At 58.2% G+C, this 21,694-nt stretch carries 19 protein-coding genes; 12 read left to right on the top strand and 7 right to left on the bottom strand.

All coding sequences use genetic code 11. From position 1 onward, the window contains the following. The first annotated feature begins 585 nt into the window (after positions 1-585). The 8 genes from CI41S_RS16425 (at position 586) to CI41S_RS16460 (ending at position 9,528) form a co-directional block, all read left to right on the top strand. Positions 586-1,062: an Lrp/AsnC family transcriptional regulator gene (locus tag CI41S_RS16425; RefSeq protein WP_139860383.1), complete on the top strand. Its 477-nt coding sequence runs from the start codon at positions 586-588 to the stop codon at positions 1,060-1,062. Positions 1,063-1,435: 373 nt separating this feature from the next. Next, the gene (locus CI41S_RS16430) at positions 1,436-2,272 is read left to right on the top strand and encodes a Crp/Fnr family transcriptional regulator (protein WP_139860385.1); all 837 of its coding nucleotides are present in this window, start codon (positions 1,436-1,438) and stop codon (positions 2,270-2,272) included. 413 nt (positions 2,273-2,685) lie between these two features. Continuing rightward, positions 2,686-3,465, top strand: coding sequence for an SIR2 family protein (locus CI41S_RS16435; protein ID WP_139860387.1), 780 nt, complete (start codon positions 2,686-2,688; stop codon positions 3,463-3,465). Further along, positions 3,462-5,198 (top strand): ATP-binding protein, encoded by a 1,737-nt coding sequence (locus tag CI41S_RS16440; protein WP_139860390.1) that lies wholly within the window; start codon positions 3,462-3,464, stop codon positions 5,196-5,198. Before CI41S_RS16435 ends, CI41S_RS16440 begins: the two co-directional genes overlap by 4 nt. A gap of 1,018 nt (positions 5,199-6,216) precedes the next feature. After that, positions 6,217-6,447 carry a hypothetical protein gene (locus CI41S_RS16445; RefSeq protein ID WP_244626548.1) on the top strand — a complete coding sequence of 77 codons (231 nt, stop codon included), beginning with the start codon at positions 6,217-6,219 and terminating at the stop codon, positions 6,445-6,447. A gap of 364 nt (positions 6,448-6,811) precedes the next feature. Continuing rightward, positions 6,812-7,777, top strand: a complete 966-nt coding sequence (aepX, locus tag CI41S_RS16450) for a phosphoenolpyruvate mutase (RefSeq protein WP_139860394.1) — start codon at positions 6,812-6,814, stop codon at positions 7,775-7,777. 98 nt (positions 7,778-7,875) lie between these two features. Then, on the top strand, positions 7,876-8,682 hold the full coding sequence (locus tag CI41S_RS16455) for a phosphocholine cytidylyltransferase family protein (protein WP_139860397.1): 807 nt from the start codon (positions 7,876-7,878) through the stop codon (positions 8,680-8,682). A gap of 237 nt (positions 8,683-8,919) precedes the next feature. Next, complete coding sequence (locus tag CI41S_RS16460) at positions 8,920-9,528, top strand: CDP-alcohol phosphatidyltransferase family protein (RefSeq protein ID WP_139860399.1); 609 nt, start codon at positions 8,920-8,922, stop codon at positions 9,526-9,528. 77 nt (positions 9,529-9,605) lie between these two features. On the opposite strand, the gene CI41S_RS16465 is transcribed toward CI41S_RS16460, so the two are convergent. The 7 genes from CI41S_RS16465 to CI41S_RS16495 form a co-directional block, all read right to left on the bottom strand. Continuing rightward, entirely contained in the window at positions 9,606-11,324 is a 1,719-nt protein-coding gene (locus CI41S_RS16465) for an asparagine synthetase B family protein (protein ID WP_172628074.1), read from the bottom strand. A 1,015-nt stretch (positions 11,325-12,339) separates the two neighbouring features. Then, the gene (locus tag CI41S_RS16470; protein ID WP_172628075.1) at positions 12,340-13,149 is read right to left on the bottom strand and encodes a metallophosphoesterase; all 810 of its coding nucleotides are present in this window, start codon (positions 13,147-13,149) and stop codon (positions 12,340-12,342) included. Further along, entirely contained in the window at positions 13,146-14,669 is a 1,524-nt protein-coding gene (locus CI41S_RS16475; protein ID WP_172628076.1) for an ABC transporter substrate-binding protein, read from the bottom strand. The genes CI41S_RS16470 and CI41S_RS16475 overlap by 4 nt, the downstream gene beginning before the upstream one ends. A gap of 63 nt (positions 14,670-14,732) precedes the next feature. Beyond that, positions 14,733-15,608: an ABC transporter permease gene (locus CI41S_RS16480; protein ID WP_139860480.1), complete on the bottom strand. Its 876-nt coding sequence runs from the start codon at positions 15,606-15,608 to the stop codon at positions 14,733-14,735. Further along, on the bottom strand, positions 15,608-16,534 hold the full coding sequence (locus tag CI41S_RS16485) for an ABC transporter permease (RefSeq protein ID WP_139860408.1): 927 nt from the start codon (positions 16,532-16,534) through the stop codon (positions 15,608-15,610). The genes CI41S_RS16480 and CI41S_RS16485 overlap by 1 nt, the downstream gene beginning before the upstream one ends. Continuing rightward, positions 16,534-17,529, bottom strand: a complete 996-nt coding sequence (locus tag CI41S_RS16490) for an ABC transporter ATP-binding protein (RefSeq protein WP_139860409.1) — start codon at positions 17,527-17,529, stop codon at positions 16,534-16,536. Before CI41S_RS16490 ends, CI41S_RS16485 begins: the two co-directional genes overlap by 1 nt. Next, entirely contained in the window at positions 17,526-18,500 is a 975-nt protein-coding gene (locus tag CI41S_RS16495; RefSeq protein ID WP_139860411.1) for an ABC transporter ATP-binding protein, read from the bottom strand. Before CI41S_RS16495 ends, CI41S_RS16490 begins: the two co-directional genes overlap by 4 nt. A gap of 1,122 nt (positions 18,501-19,622) precedes the next feature. Between CI41S_RS16495 and CI41S_RS16500 the strand changes: the two genes are divergently transcribed. The 4 genes from CI41S_RS16500 (at position 19,623) to tnpB (ending at position 21,650) form a co-directional block, all read left to right on the top strand. Beyond that, positions 19,623-20,495, top strand: a complete 873-nt coding sequence (locus CI41S_RS16500) for an isocitrate lyase/phosphoenolpyruvate mutase family protein (RefSeq protein WP_244626549.1) — start codon at positions 19,623-19,625, stop codon at positions 20,493-20,495. A 16-nt stretch (positions 20,496-20,511) separates the two neighbouring features. Next, on the top strand, positions 20,512-20,760 hold the full coding sequence (locus CI41S_RS16505) for a hypothetical protein (RefSeq protein WP_139860413.1): 249 nt from the start codon (positions 20,512-20,514) through the stop codon (positions 20,758-20,760). A 138-nt stretch (positions 20,761-20,898) separates the two neighbouring features. Next, positions 20,899-21,306: an IS66-like element accessory protein TnpA gene (gene tnpA, locus CI41S_RS16510; protein ID WP_139860415.1), complete on the top strand. Its 408-nt coding sequence runs from the start codon at positions 20,899-20,901 to the stop codon at positions 21,304-21,306. Further along, positions 21,303-21,650 carry an IS66 family insertion sequence element accessory protein TnpB gene (gene tnpB / locus CI41S_RS16515; protein WP_139860417.1) on the top strand — a complete coding sequence of 116 codons (348 nt, stop codon included), beginning with the start codon at positions 21,303-21,305 and terminating at the stop codon, positions 21,648-21,650. Before tnpA ends, tnpB begins: the two co-directional genes overlap by 4 nt. Positions 21,651-21,694: the final 44 nt, after the last annotated feature.

The raw sequence follows: 21,694 nt of genomic DNA on the forward strand, positions 1-21,694 counted from the left end.
TCTCGCACCCTTTTCGGCGAAGATTGCAGTGACTTCGTTGATTTGGTGCGGTCGCGCAAGGCGACCCGCGCACGAAAACGCTCTGTGATCCAATTGCACCGACGTAGCGGAGCAGTTGGCGCAATATGGTATCGCCCTGATGGTTCATTCCGCTTCCTCGCCGAAAAGGAGAGTTCTTGCCGCTCCGATCCAATTTGGAAGCGAAGTCCACCAAATAATCTGCGCTCGAAAGGCAGGCAGGCACTCGCCCGCGCTTACCAGCGGGCAAATAGCTGTCTGAGTTCAATAAAGATTCCGTGCAAGCCCGAATTATCATGCGGCACGCTGGGTTGCGCCTTGGCTTCGCTTTGGTTCGCATCTTTGCTGAAAACGAAAGCCACGCACCCGATAGACCGGCGCGCAACCGCTGTCGAGCAGCTGATGCCGAACGCAACCGCCCTCATCCTTGGTCGGAAGTTGCTATGCGAGAACACTCGTCACACTTTGAGCTTTGTCTCGGGAGATTTCCTCGTATTTTCCACTCGGAGGATTTCCTGCGCTGAGTGGTCATTTAGCGGTGAAATTCATCTCAGGCTGGAGATGGTCATGCAATACGACAGGATAGATGCACGCATTCTCGAGATCGTGCAAAAGAATAACCGTCTGACTTCGGATGTGATCGGCGAGATGGCCGGGCTTTCTCCGACCGCCTGTCAACGACGATTAAAAAGACTCCGCTCGGAAGGCATCATCCAAGCCGATGTATCGGTTGTATCGCCGAGAGCCGTTGGGCGACCTATTCAAGTGCTTGTACTGGTGACCTTGGAGCGGGAAAGCGCCGATATCATCGATAGGTTCAAAAAGGCCATCAAATTATCAACCGACATCGTCAATGGCTTTTATGTCACGGGTGATGCCGACTTCGTCTTGTACATCACCGCCCGATCTATGGAGGAGTACGAGGAGTTCACGCGCCGTTTCTTCTACGAAAATCGCGATATCAAGGGTTTCAAGACCATGGTCATATTGGACCGCGTCAAGGTCGGATTTGCTGTTCCGGTTGAGCTTCCCCCAGATGATTGATTGCATCCATGCGGGTGGGCGAACTAGCGCGCTATTGAGCGATTGATCTACCGCTTCGCTCTGCTTGGCTTTTTTAGGATCTCAATCAGGCTTCTTGAGAAGCTGCTCTGGTGGCCGCCCGACCAAGCGGCAATGTTGTGGACCATTTATTGCCAGCGAAAAGGTGCAAAGCAAGAATTTAGCGCGGTTGAGTACGGAGCCGGCGCAAACGCCTTCGTCGAAATTCGTCGAAGATGGGCCCTTCAACGCGGGAATTGGGCGCCGATGAGTTACTCGTCGCATCAATTCAAGATAGAAATGTTGCTATAGTTGTCGTCACGTTCTCGTTTCGGTCAGGCGGCAGGCAAGCAAATGCCGACAGCCAGGAGGGACCATGACCGACCGCGCGCCCGCCGTCTTTGAAGTGCTTGAGTGCTCTCAAGAAAGAGCTCTCAAGCAGCCGCCGGGCACACGACCCCAGCCTCAGCTTTCCCTTCCGGTGCATTCTGCGAAGCGGCCCTTTGTGAAGAACGTAATCCTGGCCCGTCTTTGTATGCAACAGCTTGCAGCAATTGGCGAGTGTCTCGAACCGGTCGTCTTGAAAGAACGCATGGTTCTGCAAGAGCCAAGAAGGCCGGTCGAGCACGTCTATTTTATAGAGAGCGGCCTCGTCTCGCTGAGAGTTGTTGCCGCCGGCAGTATGCTCGAAACCGCAGTCATAGGCTACCGGGGCGTGGTCGGCACTTCTTTTTTGTGGGGAGGACATTTTTCAACCCATCAATCCGTAGTCGTCTTCCCTGGAACCGCGCACAGAATTCGCATCGAGGATTTGCGCCGTATCATGAAGGCGCATCCGGAGATCAGAGACCATTTGTTTGATTACACCCAAGCGCTGACATTTCAGTGCGTTCAGACAGGCTTATGCGGGGTCCGGCACCATCGTGAGCCGCGCCTCGCCAGCTGGCTTTGCCTCGCCAGCGAAGCTGTTGACTCTCGTGTGCTGCCAGTCACCCACGATTACCTTTCTTCGGTGCTTGGACTGCGCCGCGCAGGGGTCACGGAAACATTGATCCGTTTTGAGGAGCAAGGGCTGATTCGCAAGATGCGCGGCGTCTTGCAGATCGATGAACCCAAAGCGCTCGAAGAAAAAGCATGCTGTTGCTACAAGCTCGTTTCGGCCGCCTACGCCGCCTCGTCAGTCCGCACTCTTAAAGAAGAACAGGCGAGCTAGCAACTCGTGAAAGGCACTTTGCATCGTCCGATGTGGCACTCTGGAGTTAAACCCGAGCCCTTCAGCTACACCAAGCAAGCTCTGCGCGCACAACAAGATTCTCTTACGCTCAACGCGGCCTCATCCGTGTGATTGCGAGCGAGCATGACGGCGAAGAGCGAGTTAGATATCGCGCAGGAATTTGCGCAGCACGCGCTGAGTTTGACGCCGATCATCATACTTGGGAGCGGAGCCTCAGCAGCGCATGGTGTGCCTGGCATGGGCGCCTTGGCGGCGCATTTGTCCGAGGCTTCGCGTCCAGCCGACTGGACGGTTGAAGAGAATGGTGAATGGACCTCGTTTCTTGGCGGGATTAAAGCTGGCCGCGACCTTGAAAGCGCCCTACAGGCCGTCCGCCGAGCGATCGTCAAACATTGTTCGTTGCGAGCCTCGCCCGAGACTTTCTGCTGCCCTCCGATCTGGCTGTCCTCGCATTGGTACTGGCCAATCGGCACGCTCTGCCGCTCACCAGGCTTTATCGGCACCTGTTCGATAGTACACACACCACCATTCACGTTGTGACTCCCAACTACGACCGATTGGCAGAATATGCGGCCGACGCGGCTGAGGTCAGCACGTTCACCGGTTTCAACTATGGCTACCTGCAAAGTCGGGCACGGGCTGCGAACACGCGCGTGACGGTCGACGGGCGGCCATTGCGCACAGTGGCGGTTTGGAAGGTACATGGATCGCTCGATTGGTTGCAGGACGCAGCCAACCAGATTGTCGGCGTGAGAAGCGCACTTGCGATCCCAGCGAATTATGCGCCACTCATGATCACGCCCGGCATTGACAAATACCGATTAACACATGGCGAGCCGTTCCGAACCATCCTCGGCTGCAGCGATAAAGCCCTAGAGAGTGCCCGGTCCTATTTTTGTGTCGGCTACGGCTTCAATGACGAGCACGTCCAAACCAAGCTCATTGAACGCTGCGACCGTGATTCCGTGCCATTGGTCGTCGTGACAAAGGAATTGACTGCGAGCGCAAAGGCTTTCCTGGCCAGCGGACGGTGCCGGCGCTATCTGGCCATCGAGAGCGGCCCCGCCGGCTCACGCGCATACATGCACCATTGCCCGGCAGGCTTCGATATCGATAAACCCCTGTGGCGTCTCGATTGTTTTCTGGATCACATGATAGGAATTCGGCCATGAGCATCCTGGACTTTAGGGATCAAGAGGCGCTGGGTCGCGTTCAATCCGTCGACACTGCCAACGTGATCGTCCGGGTCGACGACATTGAGTCGCTACGTGCGCTCCAGGTAAACCGGCTGGTGGCACTGCAAAGCAGTTTGGCCGGTCACAAGCTGATCGGAGTCATCCACAAGATTACACGCACGGCGCTCGAGCAAGCGAAAGTGGCTGACCTGGAGCGCGCGGAAGAGGCCCTTCCGGAGGTAAACCTGGTCCGCATTGCCTTGATTGGGACGCTGATCGATCGAGACGGGCTCCGCTCCAACGTATTCCGACGGACCCTTGAAACCGTTCCAGAGATTGATGCATGCTGCTTTGCACTCGAGGGGGAACGGCTCACCCGATTTATGGGCGTTATCTCCGAGGTGACCGCCGGATCCCAGCGTCTGTCGCTTGGTTGCTACACGCTTGATCCTAACGCTGAAGCTTATGTGAACGGCAATAAGCTGTTTCAGCGCCACGCGCTTGTCGTTGGCAGCACCGGCTCCGGTAAATCCTGGACAACTGCCCGTCTTCTTGAACAAGTGGCCGAGCTTACGAGCGCAAACGCCATCGTGTTCGATATGCACGGCGAGTACCGATCTATGGCCGGCAACGGCTTCGTGCATCTTCGTGTCGCCGGCCCAGCTGATATCGAGGCCGGCAAAGGCTTATCGGACGGTGTACTCCATCTCCCTTATTGGCTCATGAGCTACGAAGCACTTATTTCGATGTTCGTTGATCGCACCGACCAGAACGCGCCCAACCAAGCCATGCTCATGTCGCGGGCCATTGTCGATGCGAAGACCGCATTTCTGACCGCGGAGGGGCACAAGGATGTGCTCGCCAACTTCACGATCGACAGCCCCGTCCCATTTGCACTCGATAATGTCCTCGCGGAGCTCAACCGGCTGAATACCGAAATGGTGCCGGGAGCACGGACCGAGAAGCAAGGTGACTTTCATGGCAAGCTCAGCCGCTTAATCCAGCGCTTCGAGGGCAAGCGCACCGATCGTCGGCTTGGGTTTCTTTTCCCGTCTGCAGGCGTTGCCGATAGCTATGGCTGGCTGGAGGAAGTCGTAAACCTGCTACTGGGCAGCCGCGCGGCCAAGCACGGCCATGGCGGTGTAAAGGTCGTAGACTTCTCAGAAGTACCATCGGACATTCTGCCGCTCATCGTCGGGATGGTCGGTCGTATGGTCTTTCACGTGCAGCAGTGGAGCGCACAAGGCGCCCGTCATCCCGTGGCCCTCTTTTGCGACGAAGCGCATCTGTACATCCCCCAGGATGCGAGCTCCGGAGCTGCTGAGAATGCGATCGCGATATTTGAGCGTATCGCCAAGGAAGGCCGCAAATATGGCGTCGGCCTGGTCGTGATCAGCCAGCGGCCGGCCGAGGTGAACCGCACCGTCGTCAGCCAGTGCAACAATCTGATCGCCATGCGGCTAACCAATGGTGACGATCAAGCGGTGGTTCGCCGCCTGCTGCCCGATAGCCTAGGCGGGTTTGGCGACCTGCTCCCGGTTCTGGATACCGGCGAGGCTCTTGTAGTGGGTGATGCGATTTTGTTGCCGACGCGGATCCGCATAGCCAAGCCGCTCAACGAACCGCTCAGCGGCACGATCGAATTCTGGGACCGCTGGGCAGATTCGAAGACAGCGGCTGCTCTCGACAAGGCTGTCGAGAGCTGGCGACGCCAGACGCTCACGAACTGACATGCAGGTGCAACCACGATAACCGCCGCTGGGCGCTTGACGACTTTGATCCCGGCTTCAATCTTACCCCGGAGCAGCCGCCTGGCTTCATAGGCGTATTCGAGGCCAGCTGTGGGCAAATTCGTTAAGACTAGCATCGGCGCTGTCTCGCTCAACGATACTCTCGTAAATAGAAATAGGGCGGACGCAGGCGAGCATAGCGGCAGCCTTGCGGCCGCGCGCCGGATAGACGGGATCTTTCTCGGCATATTGAGCTTGATTGGTTTATGGAGAGTTACGGGCATATGGGCACAACTAATGCTAGAAGGGGCTGACCAGTCGACTCATGCTGGCGAATGCATATGGCCTTTATTGCACCTGAGGGCTCGACATCGGCGCACATTATCGTCCTGGCGCTTGCCCAGCCAACTCTCGACCTTTCCGATCGGGCCAATGGATTGCGTTATCAACCATGCTGCAGCCATCATGTCCCGGGGTCCTGTGGATTCATCAGGCATTCGAGACTAAGGCGGCGCGCATAAGCTAGGTTTTCAATCGGCTCGTTCTGGATCGGGGCAGCTTAACGCGCATTTGGGCGCCAAGCCCCGCAAAGGCTGCCCCGCCTGGCAGATAATCTGCTGGGCGCCCCGGCTGGCCCCTGGAGGCGACGCCGCCCTGCTTGGCGCGGCGATGCGGCTGTTGGCGGCAGCTCACCTGGTCAGAATAAAATCATGAGCCACGACGATCGTTCAGCTTTCGTGCCGGCGCTCCCGGTCCGCTGCTTCATCGGGGGCTCTGCCATTTCGCCAGAATTGGTAGGAGAACGTCGTTCGCCATCGGAGTATTCCTTTGCGCCGATCAGGTGCGCGGACCGAACCGGCTCCCATTGGAGAAAATGAGTTCTGATGTGATTCCGTCATCGCTCTCACGCCGCAACCCAAGTGGCCGGACAATTCAGCAACCTATTCGCGATGCGCCTTGGTGTGCCGCCTCTTTGGCTTTCATGTAAGTCTAAACTGTCGTTTGACGAGAGGACATGATGGCGTCGCCCTTCTGGTCCCCTTCACGCAAGTCGGCCGCACGGATCGTCTATGTTGGCAGGAATCGGTTCGGCAATTGGGTTGCATGCGAGGAACGGGGCGTCTTTGGTGGCCTGTTCGTCAGCCGCGCGCAAGCTCTGAAGTATGCTCTCTTCAAGAACGGTGGCCATTCAGACAGAATTATCGAGGTGACGCGCGAAATTGAACTCTACATTGGTACTGACCGATGAGCTTCGGAGCCCACTCTTGTAAGACGATATTGCCACCACCATAGACCGAGTTTGGCCCGCTGGAGGCATTGTTGCAGGTCGCTCCTGGGAATATGTCCGCATCGTTCAAGCCAGGAACTACGGGAGACAGGTGGTGCTTCGCTTCGCACGGAGGGTTTGGTCTGGAACACCTCGCTCCTCCCATAGGTCGCCGTCTCCCGTAGGAGGCATTGCTCGGCGTCGCCAGCGATTCCATTGACGTCCGTCGAGCCCGGCGCTCACCTTCGGCGTGTCACCTACCAGCTTCAGCAATTGATTGAGATCGTCGACGTATGCCACTTGTGGAGCGATCAACGTTGCCCGGTTCGGCTCTCTGGAAGTCTGTATGCAAGAAAATTCAGATTCTCTCCTGGCCGGCAGTCATGATCGAGAACTTGATCTCTCGCGTGCTGATGCCTTGCGCAGAGAAGTCTGCTGCAGCGACAGCCTCTCCTTCCTTATGGAGGCGCATGACGGTCTGTCGGCCGCGATCGCCGAGCGTGCGGGCTTTAAAGGCTTGTGGGCTTCTGGCTTATCCATTGCCTGCTCCTTGGGCTATCGCGACGCCAACGAAGCATCGTGGAGTGAGCTTGTTGATGCAGTAGAGCGCATTGTAGACTCGAGCCGCCTGCCTGTGCTGGTCGATGGCGACGGAGGGTTCGGCAACTTCAACAATGCGCGACTGCTCGCTCGCAAGCTTCGAGAGCGGGGTGCTGGCGGTGTCGCACTGGAAGACAGCTGTTTTCCGAAAATGAACTCGTTTGTTGGCAACCGTCATCCCCTCGCCGATATCGAGGAGTTCTGTGGTCGGTTGCGCGCTGTCAAGGACACAATTGGGAAGGACCTCGTGGTCGTCGCCCGCACTGAAGCTTTGATCGCGGGACACGGAATGCACGAGGCTATCTCGCGCGCTCACGCATATGCGGAAGCCGGGGCTGACGCGATCCTCATTCATTCGCGCAGCAGTTCGGCGGACGAAGTTCTCTCATTCGCACGCATTTGGCAAAACAGGTCGCCGGTCGTGATCGTTCCAACAAGATACTATCGGACTCCGACTAGCGCGTATCGAGGCGCCCGTATCTCAACTGTCATCTGGGCCAATCACTCGATGCGGGCGGCGATCGCAGCGATGCGCCAGGTGTGCGACCGCCTGGTCGCTGAGGAGAACGCGGCAACAATTGAGCCCGATATCGCAACGCTCGAAGAGGTTTTTGACATGTTCGACTACGATGAACTCGCCAGAGCTGAAACGCATTACCTTCATCCCATCACGCTCCAGCAGGCTCGTTCAAAGCCAAGTCCGGCAGCTTAGACCACCAATGGCTGGCTGCCCGCTCCAATCTTCTGCTGTTCGTTGTCGGCCTTTCGCACTCATCAACCGCTAATCTCGTCAATGGCTGCAGCAATCAAATGACAGCGGAGGGCCCAAAAAACGCAGTCATTCTTGCTGCCGGCGTCGGCTCTCGCCTGAGGCCGCTGACGGACCTGCGACCGAAGCCCTTGGTCGAAGTCAATGGCACGCCAATTCTCCACAACGCTCTTGGAGCTCTGGAAGCCGTCGGCGTCGAAGAGGTCACGCTCGTGGTCGGCTACCGCAAGGACGCGATTCAATACGCGTGCGGTCGTCGCTTTAACACGGTTGCGATCAAGTACGTGGAATCATTGACGTACGATCATACAGGTAGCGCCTATTCGCTGTGGCTCGCGCGGGATTCGCTTCTGTCGGGCGACAGCTATCTACTCGAAGGCGACGTCTTTTTTGAGGTGGACGTTCTACGCCAGTTAATCATGACGAAGGCCTCCGACATTGCTGCGGTCGCTCCCTTCACCGAAATGATGGAAGGCTCCGCCGTCGAGCTGTCAGACGATGAGCTGATTTCCGCATTCCACATGAAGCAAACGTCAGCGAGCCTTGCCGGCGGGCCGCGACTCTTCAAAACGCTCAACGTGTTGCGGTTCGCCGCATTGACCCTGCGGAATACGATTGTTCCGGCGCTTAACGAGATCATCGGCTCCGGCGCAACTCGCGCCTACACTGAGGAATTGCTCGCATTCCTGATTGAACGACGTGGACTACAGCTTGCGGCAGCCCGATGCGATGGCCTTAAATGGTGCGAGATCGACACACGCGCCGATTTGCAGATCGCTGAAACCATTTTCGCGACCCGGCCAAGATTGCCACCGCGGCCAAGATCAGACAGTGGCGGCGAGGCCTAGCCGGTCGGATCTCCATCGACCGAACCGCAGTCAGCGTCCTGATCGCATGGACGAAGATCAGGCGTTTCGAGCGAGCGATCAGGTCAGGCTGAAACAGGAACGTTGGTTGCTTCATGACGAGGTCGACCTGCTTCAAGGAACCGGCTGCGTTCCGGAGGATAGGGGCGAACTAGCGTTGCTCCGGGAGCGCAAGCATCTGCGAATGATGACATTGAACGAGAGATCTGGAGCAAGCCAATGCTTGGATATCTGGCTGATTATGCGAACGCCATCACCGCTTGCTCATATCTATTTGCCATCATGGGTGTATTCCTGGCTCTCAATGGTAAGCCGGAACTCGGCGCAGCAGCAATGCTTTGGACCTGGTTCTTGGATCATTGGGACGGGCATGTTGCCCGCAAGACCCGTCATCTGCGCTCCCCGGGAATGGCGGAGTTTGGAAAAAGCTTCGATGGTTTTGGCGATTTTATCCACGGGGTTTGGTTCCCGGCGGTGGTCATCATTCTCGTGGGGGATGGCTCTGCGATTTCACTGGTTGCGAGCCTCGTGCTTGTCATGTCGGGTGCAATCCGGCTGAGCTATTTCGAGAACGTCGGCTTAACGGCCGACGCAAGATTCATCGGAATTCCGGTTTCCTATGGCACGCCGTTGCTGGCCGCGCTGTTGCTGCTTCGACCGCTCATCTGGATTGAAATGTTTGCGACAATTCTCGCGCTCGCTTTCACCGCGCTTGCTTTTCTCTACGTCTCCACCTTTGTGCGGGTTCCTGCTATCCAGGGCCGGGCAATTCCTATTGCGACGATCGCAGCGATTGCGCTGTCGTTAGCCCTGATAGCGGTCGCATGATTGATCAGTGCGACATGGGGCCCGTACGGCAAGGGCGGATCGCTACGCCGCGGAGCTCTGATCTGGTTGCTTGGGCACTATATTGAGATTGGCCCGATATGCCCGCTCCTGTCACCGAGGAATTCATCCCGGCGGTCGACAAATTGCTGTGTCCAGATTTCCGCGGTTATCGCATTCCAAAGCCAACGGATCTCAAGCGGCTTGTAGGGCCGCTTTCCGCGTCTGAGCAGGCGCTCCACTTCTGCAGGATTGACGATTCTCGATTGCGCTTTCCTGCTTGGAACGAACAGCCGCGAATGCAAGTGATCCATCACATCGGCCATCTCTGAATCGTACTTGAACTGTTGGATATATTTCTTTCTACGAGTGATGGCGCGCGGAAGAATGAGCTCGGCTGCCTTGCGGAGGATCACCTTCACTTGAGTTGGGCCGACCTTTTGACGGTCCGGGATTCGGAGCGCTAGATCTATCAGGTGTTTGCTCGCATAAGGCATGCAAGATCTCAGGCCAAACTCAGCCGCTAGAACCTGCTGCGCCCCCATCCTGTTGTCCCACGATGCCAATGCCGAGCCCAACATCCGGAAAAGCGGCGAGTCTTCATCGGCGAAGGCCATTTCTTCTGTCGCCAAGCCATTTTGGTTCGGACCGGCTGAGCACGGCGCGGGTAATGGGTGCCTGCCTTTGATTGCATAATGGACCGCACGGGCTGGCCAAGAAGCTGGAAGCGTGCCCGAAAGCTCCGCGGAGCGCAGTTCGTTCAAAATCTTCTTGGCGCCTGGCACATGATGCCCAAGCCACAACCTGCGATGCGCTGGCATGCCTGCAAATAACGTATCGCACATGTTCCCTGAAAACAGCATATCGACCTTCCCGGCCGCAGCTCGGGCCAACGCATAAAGCTGCGGGAACTCGTCATAACCGCCTGGGTCTTCCAAGCACCAGACGGTTTTTGGAAGCAGTTCGATCAGATCCATCGGTCTGACGATCACCTCGCGATGAGAGATTCCAAGGATCGACGATGTCTGCCGCGCACCAATAATATCAGGATCCGATTCGCCATGTCCGACGGTAAAGCTACATAATTGCGCTCGAGGAAGGCGCTTGTGTAGCAGAGCCGCTATGAGCGCCGAATCGACGCCGCCACTCAGCGACACGCCATATTTTGCGGTTTTGTCATGGGCATAAGCATTGACAGCCCTTTCGACCGTTTCGAGCACCTGATTAGGTGTGACTGGTTCGCGCGGGATCTCATAATCGCAAGCGCGAGGCTTTGTGCGGATGATGTTCGGCTCGCTGGTGCCGACCAGAACGACACTGCCAGGAAGGACCTGCCTGAGATCCTTGAAGAAGGTGCGACCCGGCGGGGCCCAACCGTTGTACAAAAACGTATTGATCGCCAAAAGGTCCGGCGCAGCACTGATCTGCGGCAAAGCGAGAAGCGCCTTATAGTGGCTGGCAAAAGCTGTCCAGTTTTCCCCTTGTGCAAAAACAAGTGGCATCACCCCGAAAGGGTCGCGGGCTAATACCAGAGCGCGGCGCGAAGCGTCCCAGATGGCAATCGAATAATGCCCATCCAATCCGTCGAAAAACTGAACGCCCTGTCTTCCATAGCCTTCCGCGACGTCATACCCAGATAGCGGCCTACCTTCAGCATCGAGCAAATGGCCGCTACAAGCAACAAGCCTATCGTCGAAGCGCTCCAAACCGTGATCTGTGCTTGCGCGCATTGCAAAGTGCGCCTGATCAGATTGCAAGATGTGAACGTCAGGACCGCCTTGCGGCAGCAGCCGGCCCATTCGTCTCAACAGCGCCCCATCAACGCGCCCCACAAATCCGCACATACTCGTCATAAAAGATTGCCTTAATCAAAGCTGGATGCAGTTCCCGCGGCAAGACGAGCAATGTTATGGCCGCTAGAACTTTGGAGCATGGCGATCACCGCGGCGTCTTACAGTTTGCTTAGGGCCGCTGCGTCCCGCCAAGCTGACACTCGCTACCCAACTCAAGATCGTGGATGCTTGTACCGTCTCGATCCATGACCCGAGAGCTGAGACGATGCGGCAATCGAGGCGGCAAACGGCAGATCGAGTTATAAGGTGGCTGAGCAAGACTGGTAGCCGTAGGCGCTGCGACTATTCTCGAATTACGACCGCGCCGCGAGGGCATTGCGGGGTCATCAAGTCAACCGGAACTTGCTCGAGCCTTGCAGACTCGCCTCTACGCTCGATTGAGCACGCGCTCATGAGGTCCGTATGCGGATCCAAGAGCCTGCCTGCGAGGTTCAGAGTCATGCGATGTTCCATGTCCGGCTATCGAAGAGAGCACAAGGCGTCGCGAAGACCAGGATAGTACAGAGCGAGAGAGTCATGGCCACGATTTCCGGCGAGCACGCATCAGAGGAGATTTGACGGCAGTAAGCCAGCTGCCAATCCTGATGGTTGATCTAACCAGCATTCGGGCGCATTCCTCACTCAGCTTGATATCTCATTTTCCACCAAATGGAGCCTGGCATGCGTCGTCGCGAGTCCTGGTTATCCTCATCGGTCCTGGTCCATGCCTTGGCCCATGACAAGCCGCACGAGCCGTTCAGATCCGGCGCTACGATGGCTCTTGTGAAGCATGATGGTGTGCGCTCAGACGTGATCTCCGAACTCAAGGGCGCTGGAGATCTTCAGACCGAACGCATCAAGGCGGGGCCTGATGCTCGCTGCAGATAACGTGCATAGGCAATCAGTCTAATGCGCCACCACACGAGTCATTCCGGTCGCGCCTACCTTCCAAAACATACTCAGGCTCTTCGTGACGCGATGGTCAAAGCCTATAGGGCGGAGCTGTCGTATCTGGTACAATATCGATAATTCTGGCATCGCGGATCGCATGTGGGTGCACCACGATGTCTCGATCGTTGACCAGGATGATGCTGAAGTAGGGCTCGACCTCGATATGTCGTACGATGTCGGTCTGAAAATCCAGCATGACTTGATGGGTGAGGCCGGCCGCCACTGTAAAAGGAATGCCTCGCCACGAGCCCGCGACATTCCGGTGCATGTGGCCAAAGAACATGTGACGTATGCGTGACTTGAACGGGGCGATCACGTCCCAGAATTCATCCTCACCCTGCAGCGCGATACGGTCCAGCCGCTTCAACCCGACCCTGATCGGAGCGTGATGCATGAACATCAAAATCGGCTCACTGCCTTCCGCAAGCTGTGTTCTGATCCATTCGAGGCGCACCGTGTCGAATGCCCCGCCGTGCGTTCCCATGGTCCAGGTGTCAAGCAGCAGGCCGACATGATCGCGCAAGCGAAATCTGCTATGAGCATAACCATCAGCAGCCAAATGCTCGGGAAACACTTCGGCGAACATGCTGCGACGATCATGGTTTCCGACAGTGACATGCAATGGGGGTAAGACGAACTCGCTCAAGATATCTCGAAACAGCTCGTATGATAGCCGATCGGCTAGATCCGTGACGTCGCCGCTGACCACAAGCGCTGCCGCATCGAGATGATGGGCTTCGATTTCAGTGAGGCACGCGCGCAGACGGGCTTCGGGGTCAATTCCTCTCAGCAGCGTTCCTGTCGGGACAAGGTGAGGATCGGTCAGCTGAACAATTTTCATCGGGTTACCTTGAGCGCGGGGTTGAACGGCCCAAAATCCATCACCAGCGCGGGGTAAGGCGCCCATGCGAGCTCTCGGCGCTTGGCATAGAAGGCGCCATTGTTGTGCAGGATGATGAAGGGCACTTCCTCCGCAAAGATCTCCAGGGCCTGTCGCGCGAGTTCCTTGCGCTCCTCGCTATCGCTCGACTTTGCGAAAGCCGCGCCGACCGACTGATATTGCGGCGAATCCCATATCTTAAGCGCGTGTTGGCCGCCGCCTGGGCCGTGCTGACGCCAAACCATGGATGTCGGATCGGGCCACGATGGCAAAAAGGATTCATCCCAGATCGCATGCGAGGGCTTGGCATAGACCTGGCTGAAATTCTCCATCGGATGGAGCACGACATTGAGGCCGATAGCCTTCCACATCTGCACCAAAATCTGAGCCGTCAGCACCTGGTTTGGATACCAGTTGTTGAGCAGCCGATAGACAATCGGATCGCCATTGTAGCCGGCATCCCGCAGCAATCCGCGCGCCTTTTCAGGATCGTAGCCGGGCGCCGGGAACGAGGAATCGTAGACGTCGCCGAACATCGGGTACTGCGCCCCATGAGGCACATCGATCCGTCCGCGCCACAACTGCGTGATGATGAGGTCACGGTCGATGGCAAAGCTCAGCGCCTGGCGAATACGCCGGTCCGATAGCCAGGGAGCCGTCGTATCGATGGCCAGCACCCGTAGATTGGCAATAGCGCCCCCGACAACGTCGAACCGAGACGTGTCAATGGATTCGAACTGATCCGGTAGCAGATCCGATATCAGATCATAGTCGCCCGCCAAGAGCCCATTGACCCGCGAAGCGACCTCGGGGACGATCCGGAACTCGATCGATGCGAACGGTGGCAAACCGCCCCAGTACTCATCGTGAGACTTGAGGACCAGACTTATATCCTTTTGGTTTGAGATCACTCGATAGGGTCCGGTCCCGACCGGCCCCTTGAACCAGTTCTCCCAGCTGCCGGCTTTGCGGAATGCGGTTTCGCTGACGATCTGCGCACTCCATGCCGCAAGCTTCTTGTCAATTGCGGGATCCGGGATCTTTGTCGTGACGAGGACGGTGCTTGATCCGGTCGCCTGTACTGAGGCGATGGTCTGCTGGTATTGCGAGGCAACCGTATTGCCGGCCCCAGTGGGTCCGAGCCTACGCTCTTGGCTTAGCGAAAACACGATATCGCCGGCCGTAACAGTCGACTCGTCATGAAACTTGACGCCGGGACGAAGCGTGAATTCGACGGTGGTGCTGTCAAGCCGTCGCCAGCTCTCGGCTATGGCGGGTTTGACCGCCATGTTGTCGTTAAAATCGATGCGTAGCAGCCCGTCGAACGCATTAGAGAGCATCCGTAGAGCCGGCGTGTTGTTGAGCATCACCGGGTCCACGTAGTCCGGCTGCGTCGGCACGGCGACGACGATCCTGGGTCGCGCGGATTGGCCGAAAGCCCGCGCGGGCAGTACAGCGCCAAGCGCAATGGTTTTCAGCAAGGATCTTCTACTCAGGCCAAGCATGGAACCGGTCCTTTTGATAACAGGGAAGAGCGCAGACAACTATCGGAGCGTGCCGTCGAAGCGGTCGCGCAGCCAGTCGCCGATCAGGGAGACGGATAACGCCATCAGCGAAATGACGAGAGATGGCATCATCAGGACCCAAGGCGCGCGGGCGAGATAGTCGCGACCGTAGCCCACCATGGCACCGAGCGATGTCGAAGGCGGCTGCACGCCGAGGCCAAGAAAGCTCAAGCCGCTTTCCACCAGAATGATTTCTGGAAACGAGATGGTCATTGACACGATCAGCGTCGCGGCCACGTTGGGCAGGATATGGCGCCAGTACACGTGGAGAGGATGGGCGCCGAGCTGGCGGACGGCGCTGGCATAGCCCTGCGCATTGGCGCTGATCGCAAGGCTTCTGGCGATCCGCGCATAGCGCTCCCAACCATGCAGCGCGAGCAAACAGACAAAAACCGCCAGCGAGTTTCCGATGAAGGCAAGCACCGCCAAGGCGAGGATCAGAAATGGCATCGTGGCCTGAAAATCAATCAGGGCCAGGATCGCCTGCTCGATCCAGCCACGAAGATGAGCAGCAATAAATCCGAGCGAGGTGCCGACCATCGCTCCAAGACCAGTCGCACCAAGCCCGATGGAAACACTCATTTGGATCGACAGCACCAGGCGGGACAACATGTCCCGCCCGAGTTCGTCCGTGCCGAACGGATGAGCGAGCGAGCCGCCCCATCCGATCGGGGGTGACAAACGGGCTTTCAGATCGATCGCTGCGGGGTCGTAGGGAATGATGAATTGCGCCACAGCAGCCGTGGTCACGAAAACAGCAAGATATGCGAGCGCCATGTGAACAAGCAGGGGTGTTCGTGGTCGCGTGGAGGTCGGCTTCGAGGTGAGCGCTTCGGACGTGCTCTGCTGCAGCATCACGCTTGCCCTCCCCGTCGAATTCGCGGATCGAGCAGGCCATAGAGGAGGTCGACGAGAAGGTTGGACGTGACCATGGTCACAGCGATGAGGAAGAGCACGCATTGCACGACCGGCAGGTCGCGGCTCACAACGGAGGCCACCAGCAATCTGCCGACGCCCGGCCAAGCAAAGACGCTCTCCACCAACACCGCGCCGGCGATCAGCTGTCCCAACATGAAACCGATGATCGTAACCATCGGAATGGCCGCATTCGGCAAGGCGTGCCGGTAGACGACCAGGCGCCACGGCACGCCCTTGACGTGTGCGGTGCGGATATAGGGCTGACCGAGGACTTCCAGCATGGCGCTACGGGTATAACGCGCCAGAACGGCCGCACCGCCCGCGCCCAGGGTGAGGACCGGGAGGATCGCGTGATGCCAGCTGCGTGCGCCACCTGAGGGCAGCCACCCGAGCTGGACGGAAAACACGAGCACGAGCAGCAAACCGAGCACGAAGGTGGGAATGGTGAATCCTGCCACCGCTCCAAGCATCACGCCGCGGTCGAGAAGGCTGTTGCGGTGGAGAGCGGCCAGGATGCCTGCGGGAATACCGATCACCACATTGATGAGGAACGCAGGGACAGAGAGCGCAAGTGTAATGGGGATGCGCTCGATCACGACCGCGAGCGCGTTGCGGCCTTCGCGCATCGAATTCCCAAGATTGCCAGCCGCGATACGCGTCATATAATCGAAAAATTGTACCCAGATAGGTTGATCGAGCCCGAAGGCGCTGCGGAACGCATCGCGCGCTTCCGGTGGCGCATCGTTGGAGAGAATCTCCAAGGCCGGATCCCCTGAGAGGCGCAGCACAATGAATGCAAAGCCGACCACAACAAGGATCGTGATCATCGCGCGCGCGAACCGCGCCAGAGCGAACCAAGCCATCAATGCGCCCCCAGCGGCTGGCTGGCGTTTGCTGCAGCCAGGTGGCAGGCGACCTTGCGGCCGCGACTCCCGCTTCCGAGGAGCAAGGGCTTTAGATTGCTGCAGGTTGACATAGCAACGGGGCAGCGCGGATGGAACTCGCATCCGTCCGGCCGGTCAGCGGGATTGGGCGGATCACCCGCCAGAATGGTCCGCCGTGCTCTTGGCTTGCGCACCTCCGGAACCGCAGAGACCAAGGCGCGCGTATAGGGATGAAGAGGAGCGTGCAGGATGTCGTCGGTTATTCCCTCCTCGACGATGCGACCAAGATACATCACCGCGATGCGCTGGCTGATTTGCCGAATGGCCCGCAGGTCGTGGCTGATGAAGATCATCGCGACGCCGAACTTTTGCTGGATGTCCATAAACAGGTTGATCACCTGCGCCTGGATCGAAACATCGAGCGCCGAGATCGGCTCGTCACAGACCAGCAGGTCCGGCGATGTCGCAAGAGCGCGCGCCAGGACCACGCGCTGTCGCTGGCCACCGGACAGTTCATGTGGCAGGCGGGCGCCATGTTGCTCGGAGAGCCCGACGAGCGCCAGCAGAGCTAGGACCCGCGCCTTCCGTTTCGCGGGACCGCCGATGCCATGAATGACGAGCGGCTCTCCCACCTGTTCGGCAACGCTCAGCCGCGCATCCAACGCACCTAACGGATCCTGGTATACTAGCTGCATCCTTGCGCGCAGCCGCCGCCACGCGGCAGCTTTGCTGGAGGGCATGACTTCGTTGTCGAATGTGACGCAGCCCGCGTCCGGCTTTTCGAGCCCGAGCAGTAAGCGCCCAAGCGTCGATTTCCCGCAACCCGACTCGCCGACGAGACCGAGCGTCTCACCCTTGTTGAGCGAAACCGAAACCCCATTGACGGCAAGGATCTGCGAACGCCGCGCGAACAGGCCGCCTCGCAAGGGGTAGGCCTTTGCAAGGCCCTCGGCCAGCAGAAGTGCCCCCTTCACGCAACGACCTCCAAGGGCCTGGCGTGGTCCGCACGCACGCACGCGACCCGCCTGCCGAGAAGGTCTGCCGTCAGCTCAGGTTCCACGCGGCCGCAGAGATCGGCGCGGTCTGCGCATCGCGGAGCGAAGGCGCATCCATGGCGCGATAATCCTGCACCGGGCGTGCCCTCCGAAACGGCGTTCATTCGCTGCAAGGGGCCATCAAGGCTCGGAAGCGCCTCAAGCAGGCTGCGCGTATAGGGATGACATGGCGTCGCAAATAGGTCGCCGACCGGCCCGGACTCGACGATCCGACCGGCATACATGACGTAGGCGCGACTACACACCTCGGCGATCACGCCCAGATCGTGCGAAATCAACACCAGAGCCATTGCGGTTTCGCGCTGGACGTCTCGCAAAAGATCCAGAATCTGCGCCTGGACAGTGACATCGAGCGCGGTGGTCGGCTCGTCAGCGATCAACAGATCGGGCCGGCCGGCCAGTGCCATGGCGATCATGACACGCTGATTTTGTCCACCCGACAGTTCATGGGGATAGAATTTGAGCCGTTGCTCGGCGTCGGGAATGCGCACCAGGTCGAATAGCCGCTTGGCCTCGGCTCGCGCGGCACGCTCTCCCATGCCCCGATGCAGTTGCAACACCTCGATGATCTGGCGGCCCACGGTTAGAACCGGATTGGGTGCGCTTTGAGCATCCTGGACGATCATCGCGACCCGCTTGCCGCGGATCTGCCAAAGCCTTTCGGCCGGTGCCCCAAGGAGCTCCTGGTCATCCAATAGGACGCGGCCGGAGATCGCGACACTCGGCGGCAGCAGTCCGAGAGCACCGAGCCAGGTCACGGACTTTCCCGATCCACTCTCTCCGATGATCCCCACCGCCTCGCCTTTGCGAACCTGAAGATCGATCGAGCGAACCGCTCGGGTCTCCCCGAAAGCGACCGAGAGTTGCTCGATGGTCAAAAGTTCTCTCACACACTACCCCTGACTGTTCGTTCAGCACGAAAACCCAACGACATTATCCCGCCGGCTCACTCGCTTTCCGATCTTGAGCGACCACCCTGCGGCGGAAATTGTGTCCCCATCCTCCCTTTCAGCTCTCCGAAGGCACGGGGCAGCGCCGACCTCCCACACATCAGTGACTGCACCACAGCCAGAATCTTATCTTTTGCAATCAACAGAGAAGCACCGCAAAGGCCAGCCGCCGGAGCGATACTTCCATTGATTTCTCCGCCCAAACCAAATGCCATTACCCGCTCCTTTGATATCGGCCGGAAGGCCCGCGCGGCGTGACCAACTCAGCAACTACGCCGACAGGTTAACGCCAGAGCACTCCAAAACCCGCACTGCTACACAGCGATGACGTCCATCGAATTATACGATGCAACGATATAAAGGTGCGATGCCGCGGCCGTACTTTCGGAAAAAGCCGAGACAGAAACATTGGAAAGGCCCGCGCGGCGCCGTGCCGGCTCAAGGCAACGGAGGCCTGAGCCCGCCCGGCCTGATCGTAACGCTTCGGACTTTGGCAGCAGGAGGTTCGGCTGCAGGCAGCCAATGAAACCCCGGCGACTGTTCGATAGGTAGCAGGCCGAACGAAGCAGGCATCCCGGCAAAATGGACCGAAGTGAAAACGCCCGTGGCTACGTCGTCTCTAACACGGAGCGGCAAGCGCTAGCTCAGTTGCTCAGCCGTCGAACGCCGCTGCTTATTCTGGGGCTGACCTCTGCTGCTGGACCGCAGAAGGAGCATAAAGACGGCAAATTCGATCATGTCATCGAGAGATTCGATGAGCTAATTGGCAGGTTCGCTTAATTACGAATAGAGATGGTCCGCTTGCGGACGATAGGATTTCCTGTCGCTGAGACAACACTTCCACCCGTCGTTCCCTGCACTGGATGACAAGCGCACAGCGAACGGCAAGCTCATCGAAGTGGAATAGGGCTTTGAGCAAGTCTCTGCTCGACGAGTTTGCAGTGGCTGGCACGCTTAGTAAATCCACGTTTATCCCGTTCCCCGCGGCATCGTGAGTTCTGGGGCTCGCAGCCTTCGACCGAACCATCGCCGCTTGTACGGCTTTCTCCTAGCGAGACTATATTGTCCCAAGCCAAGCGCCTCCGCACCCATATGGCCGAGACTGGCCTTGCCCACATCATGGCCACGCATAGCCCATTGTCGGCGATTCTGGCGCAGGAAGCTGGATTTGACGGCCTATGGGCTTCGGGCTTTGAGTTGTCCGCGCTTTATGGCCTGCCGGACATGAGCCTGATCTCCATGACACAGCATCTCGACATGCTTCGGTCGATTGGAGCGCGCACGAGCCTACCGATTGTCGCCGATATCGATACGGGTTACGGCAACGCGATCAACGTCATTCATGCCGTCAGCGAATATGAGCGTGCCGGCGCAAGCGCGGTCGTTATCGAAGACAAGACATTCCCAAAAGTGACGAGCCTTGCTGCTGATGGACGTCAGGAGCTTCTTCGCATCGACGAGTTCGAGGGCAAGATCAGGGCCGCAGTCGCAACCAGGCGAGATCCCGATTTTCTCGTGATCGCCCGCACCGAGGCGCTGATCGCAGGGCTGGGTCAGGAAGAGGCTTTAAAGCGCAGCATGGCCTATATGGCGGCTGGAGCGGACATGATTCTCATCCACTCTAAGAAAACGACGCCTTGCGAAATCGAGCGTTTCTGTCATGCATGGCGCGGATCCGCACCGGTAGCGATCGTGCCAAACGCGTTTCCAGAACTTGATGCCTCGCGCATCAAAGCGCTTGGCAACATCAAGATGACCATCTACGGCAACTATGGCATAAGAGCTGCCACGACAGCCATGCAGAATACTTTCCGGCGTATCATTGCCGATGGCGGCGTCCAGAACGTGCACAAAGACATCGTCAGTGTTGACGAGATCTTCCGTCTTCAGAACATGGAGCGGGTCAAGGATAACGAAAAACGCTTCCTGAAATGAAACCTGGATACAGGAAATGGGATCGGAGCGCCCTCCCGCAGCATCAGCAAGTGACATAGGCGTCGATATCAACAACGATTCGGGGCGTTGGTCGATCACGTTCGACCTGGAAAAAATCGACAAGTTCAAGACGACGTACGGAGCCGAAACATTCCTTGACATCGCATCGCGTCATGTCGAAGCGGAGTGCAATAGGCTCGGTCTCGTCGATGATCTTTGGCTTTGGCTAGAAGCGGTTCGGGCAACTGGCCGAACGGACGGGTAACGGCAATTGACTCTGATAAGCGGTGCAGCTCTTCTGGCCACAGTCGCACTAAGCATTGCCTCGGCCAGCCGCCGGAGCGTAAGCCTCCGAGGGGAGCCGCCTTGCGGCGGGCTGGCCTGATGGTTGAGAACTGTACGTATGGACAGCCATACGATCAGTACGCTGAATCGACTTGAAGTGGTCGATACAGGCCGACGGCGGCGTTGGTCTGAGGAGGAGAAGGCGCGGATTGTTTTGGAGAGCCTATCCGAGCCTCGCCTGGTAGCGGCGACAGCGCGGCGGTACGGCTTGTCGCGTTCTCTATTGGTGACTTGGCGAAGAGCCTTCGCGGCGAACCGGACCAAATCCGAGACTGGTTTTGTCAGGGCAGTTGTGGCCGAGGGTGGGCCCGTGGCGTCGGTAGCAGCCTCATCGGAGAGCGCGACAATGCATTCGACAGAGCGTCGGATTGAGATCGAGCTGGCTGGCGGGCGGCGCGTCATTGTCGATACGGGTGTCGACGTTGAGGCGCTTCGCCGGATCATCGAGGCTCTGGATCCGCGATGATTCCGGTTCCTATGGGAGTTCGCGTGTGGCTGGCGACAGGCCACACCGACATGCGCAAAGGCTTCGCCTCCTTGTCGTTGCAGGTGCAAGAGGTGTTGCGCCGCGATCCTCTCAGCGGTCATTTGTTCTGCTTCCGGGGGCGTCGCGGCGATTTATTGAAGGTGATATGGCATGATGGTCAGGGGGCGTGCCTGTTTACGAAGAAACTCGAGAGAGGTCGTTTTGTCTGGCCGTCGCTGGCCGATGGCGTGGTGCCGATATCGCAGGCGCAGATGAGCTATCTGTTATCCGGCATCGACTGGCGCAATCCGCAGGAGTCCTGGCGTCCCACGAGCGTGGGTTGAGACTTTGTCATTTGAGTTTGGCAGCGAATGTGATTCCATCTGGC

This window comes from Bradyrhizobium ivorense (assembly GCF_900696085.1).
Classification (GTDB): Bacteria; Pseudomonadota; Alphaproteobacteria; order Rhizobiales; family Xanthobacteraceae; genus Bradyrhizobium; species Bradyrhizobium ivorense.

Bases quoted from the DNA above. Each gene is read 5' to 3' on its own strand.
- CI41S_RS16445 (WP_244626548.1), top strand. From the start codon at position 6,217: ATGGCGTCGCCCTTCTGGTCCCCTTCACGCAAGTCGGCCGCACGGATC.
- CI41S_RS16440 (WP_139860390.1), top strand. From the start codon at position 3,462: ATGAGCATCCTGGACTTTAGGGATCAAGAGGCGCTGGGTCGCGTTCAA.
- CI41S_RS16455 (WP_139860397.1), top strand. From the start codon at position 7,876: ATGACAGCGGAGGGCCCAAAAAACGCAGTCATTCTTGCTGCCGGCGTC.
- tnpA (WP_139860415.1), top strand. From the start codon at position 20,899: ATGGACAGCCATACGATCAGTACGCTGAATCGACTTGAAGTGGTCGAT.
- aepX (WP_139860394.1), top strand. From the start codon at position 6,812: ATGCAAGAAAATTCAGATTCTCTCCTGGCCGGCAGTCATGATCGAGAA.
- CI41S_RS16460 (WP_139860399.1), top strand. From the start codon at position 8,920: ATGCTTGGATATCTGGCTGATTATGCGAACGCCATCACCGCTTGCTCA.
- tnpB (WP_139860417.1), top strand. From the start codon at position 21,303: ATGATTCCGGTTCCTATGGGAGTTCGCGTGTGGCTGGCGACAGGCCAC.
- CI41S_RS16470 (WP_172628075.1), bottom strand. From the start codon at position 13,149: ATGAAAATTGTTCAGCTGACCGATCCTCACCTTGTCCCGACAGGAACG.
- CI41S_RS16430 (WP_139860385.1), top strand. From the start codon at position 1,436: ATGACCGACCGCGCGCCCGCCGTCTTTGAAGTGCTTGAGTGCTCTCAA.
- CI41S_RS16485 (WP_139860408.1), bottom strand. From the start codon at position 16,534: ATGGCTTGGTTCGCTCTGGCGCGGTTCGCGCGCGCGATGATCACGATC.
- CI41S_RS16425 (WP_139860383.1), top strand. From the start codon at position 586: ATGCAATACGACAGGATAGATGCACGCATTCTCGAGATCGTGCAAAAG.
- CI41S_RS16505 (WP_139860413.1), top strand. From the start codon at position 20,512: ATGGGATCGGAGCGCCCTCCCGCAGCATCAGCAAGTGACATAGGCGTC.
- CI41S_RS16465 (WP_172628074.1), bottom strand. From the start codon at position 11,324: ATGGGCCGGCTGCTGCCGCAAGGCGGTCCTGACGTTCACATCTTGCAA.
- CI41S_RS16480 (WP_139860480.1), bottom strand. From the start codon at position 15,608: ATGCTGCAGCAGAGCACGTCCGAAGCGCTCACCTCGAAGCCGACCTCC.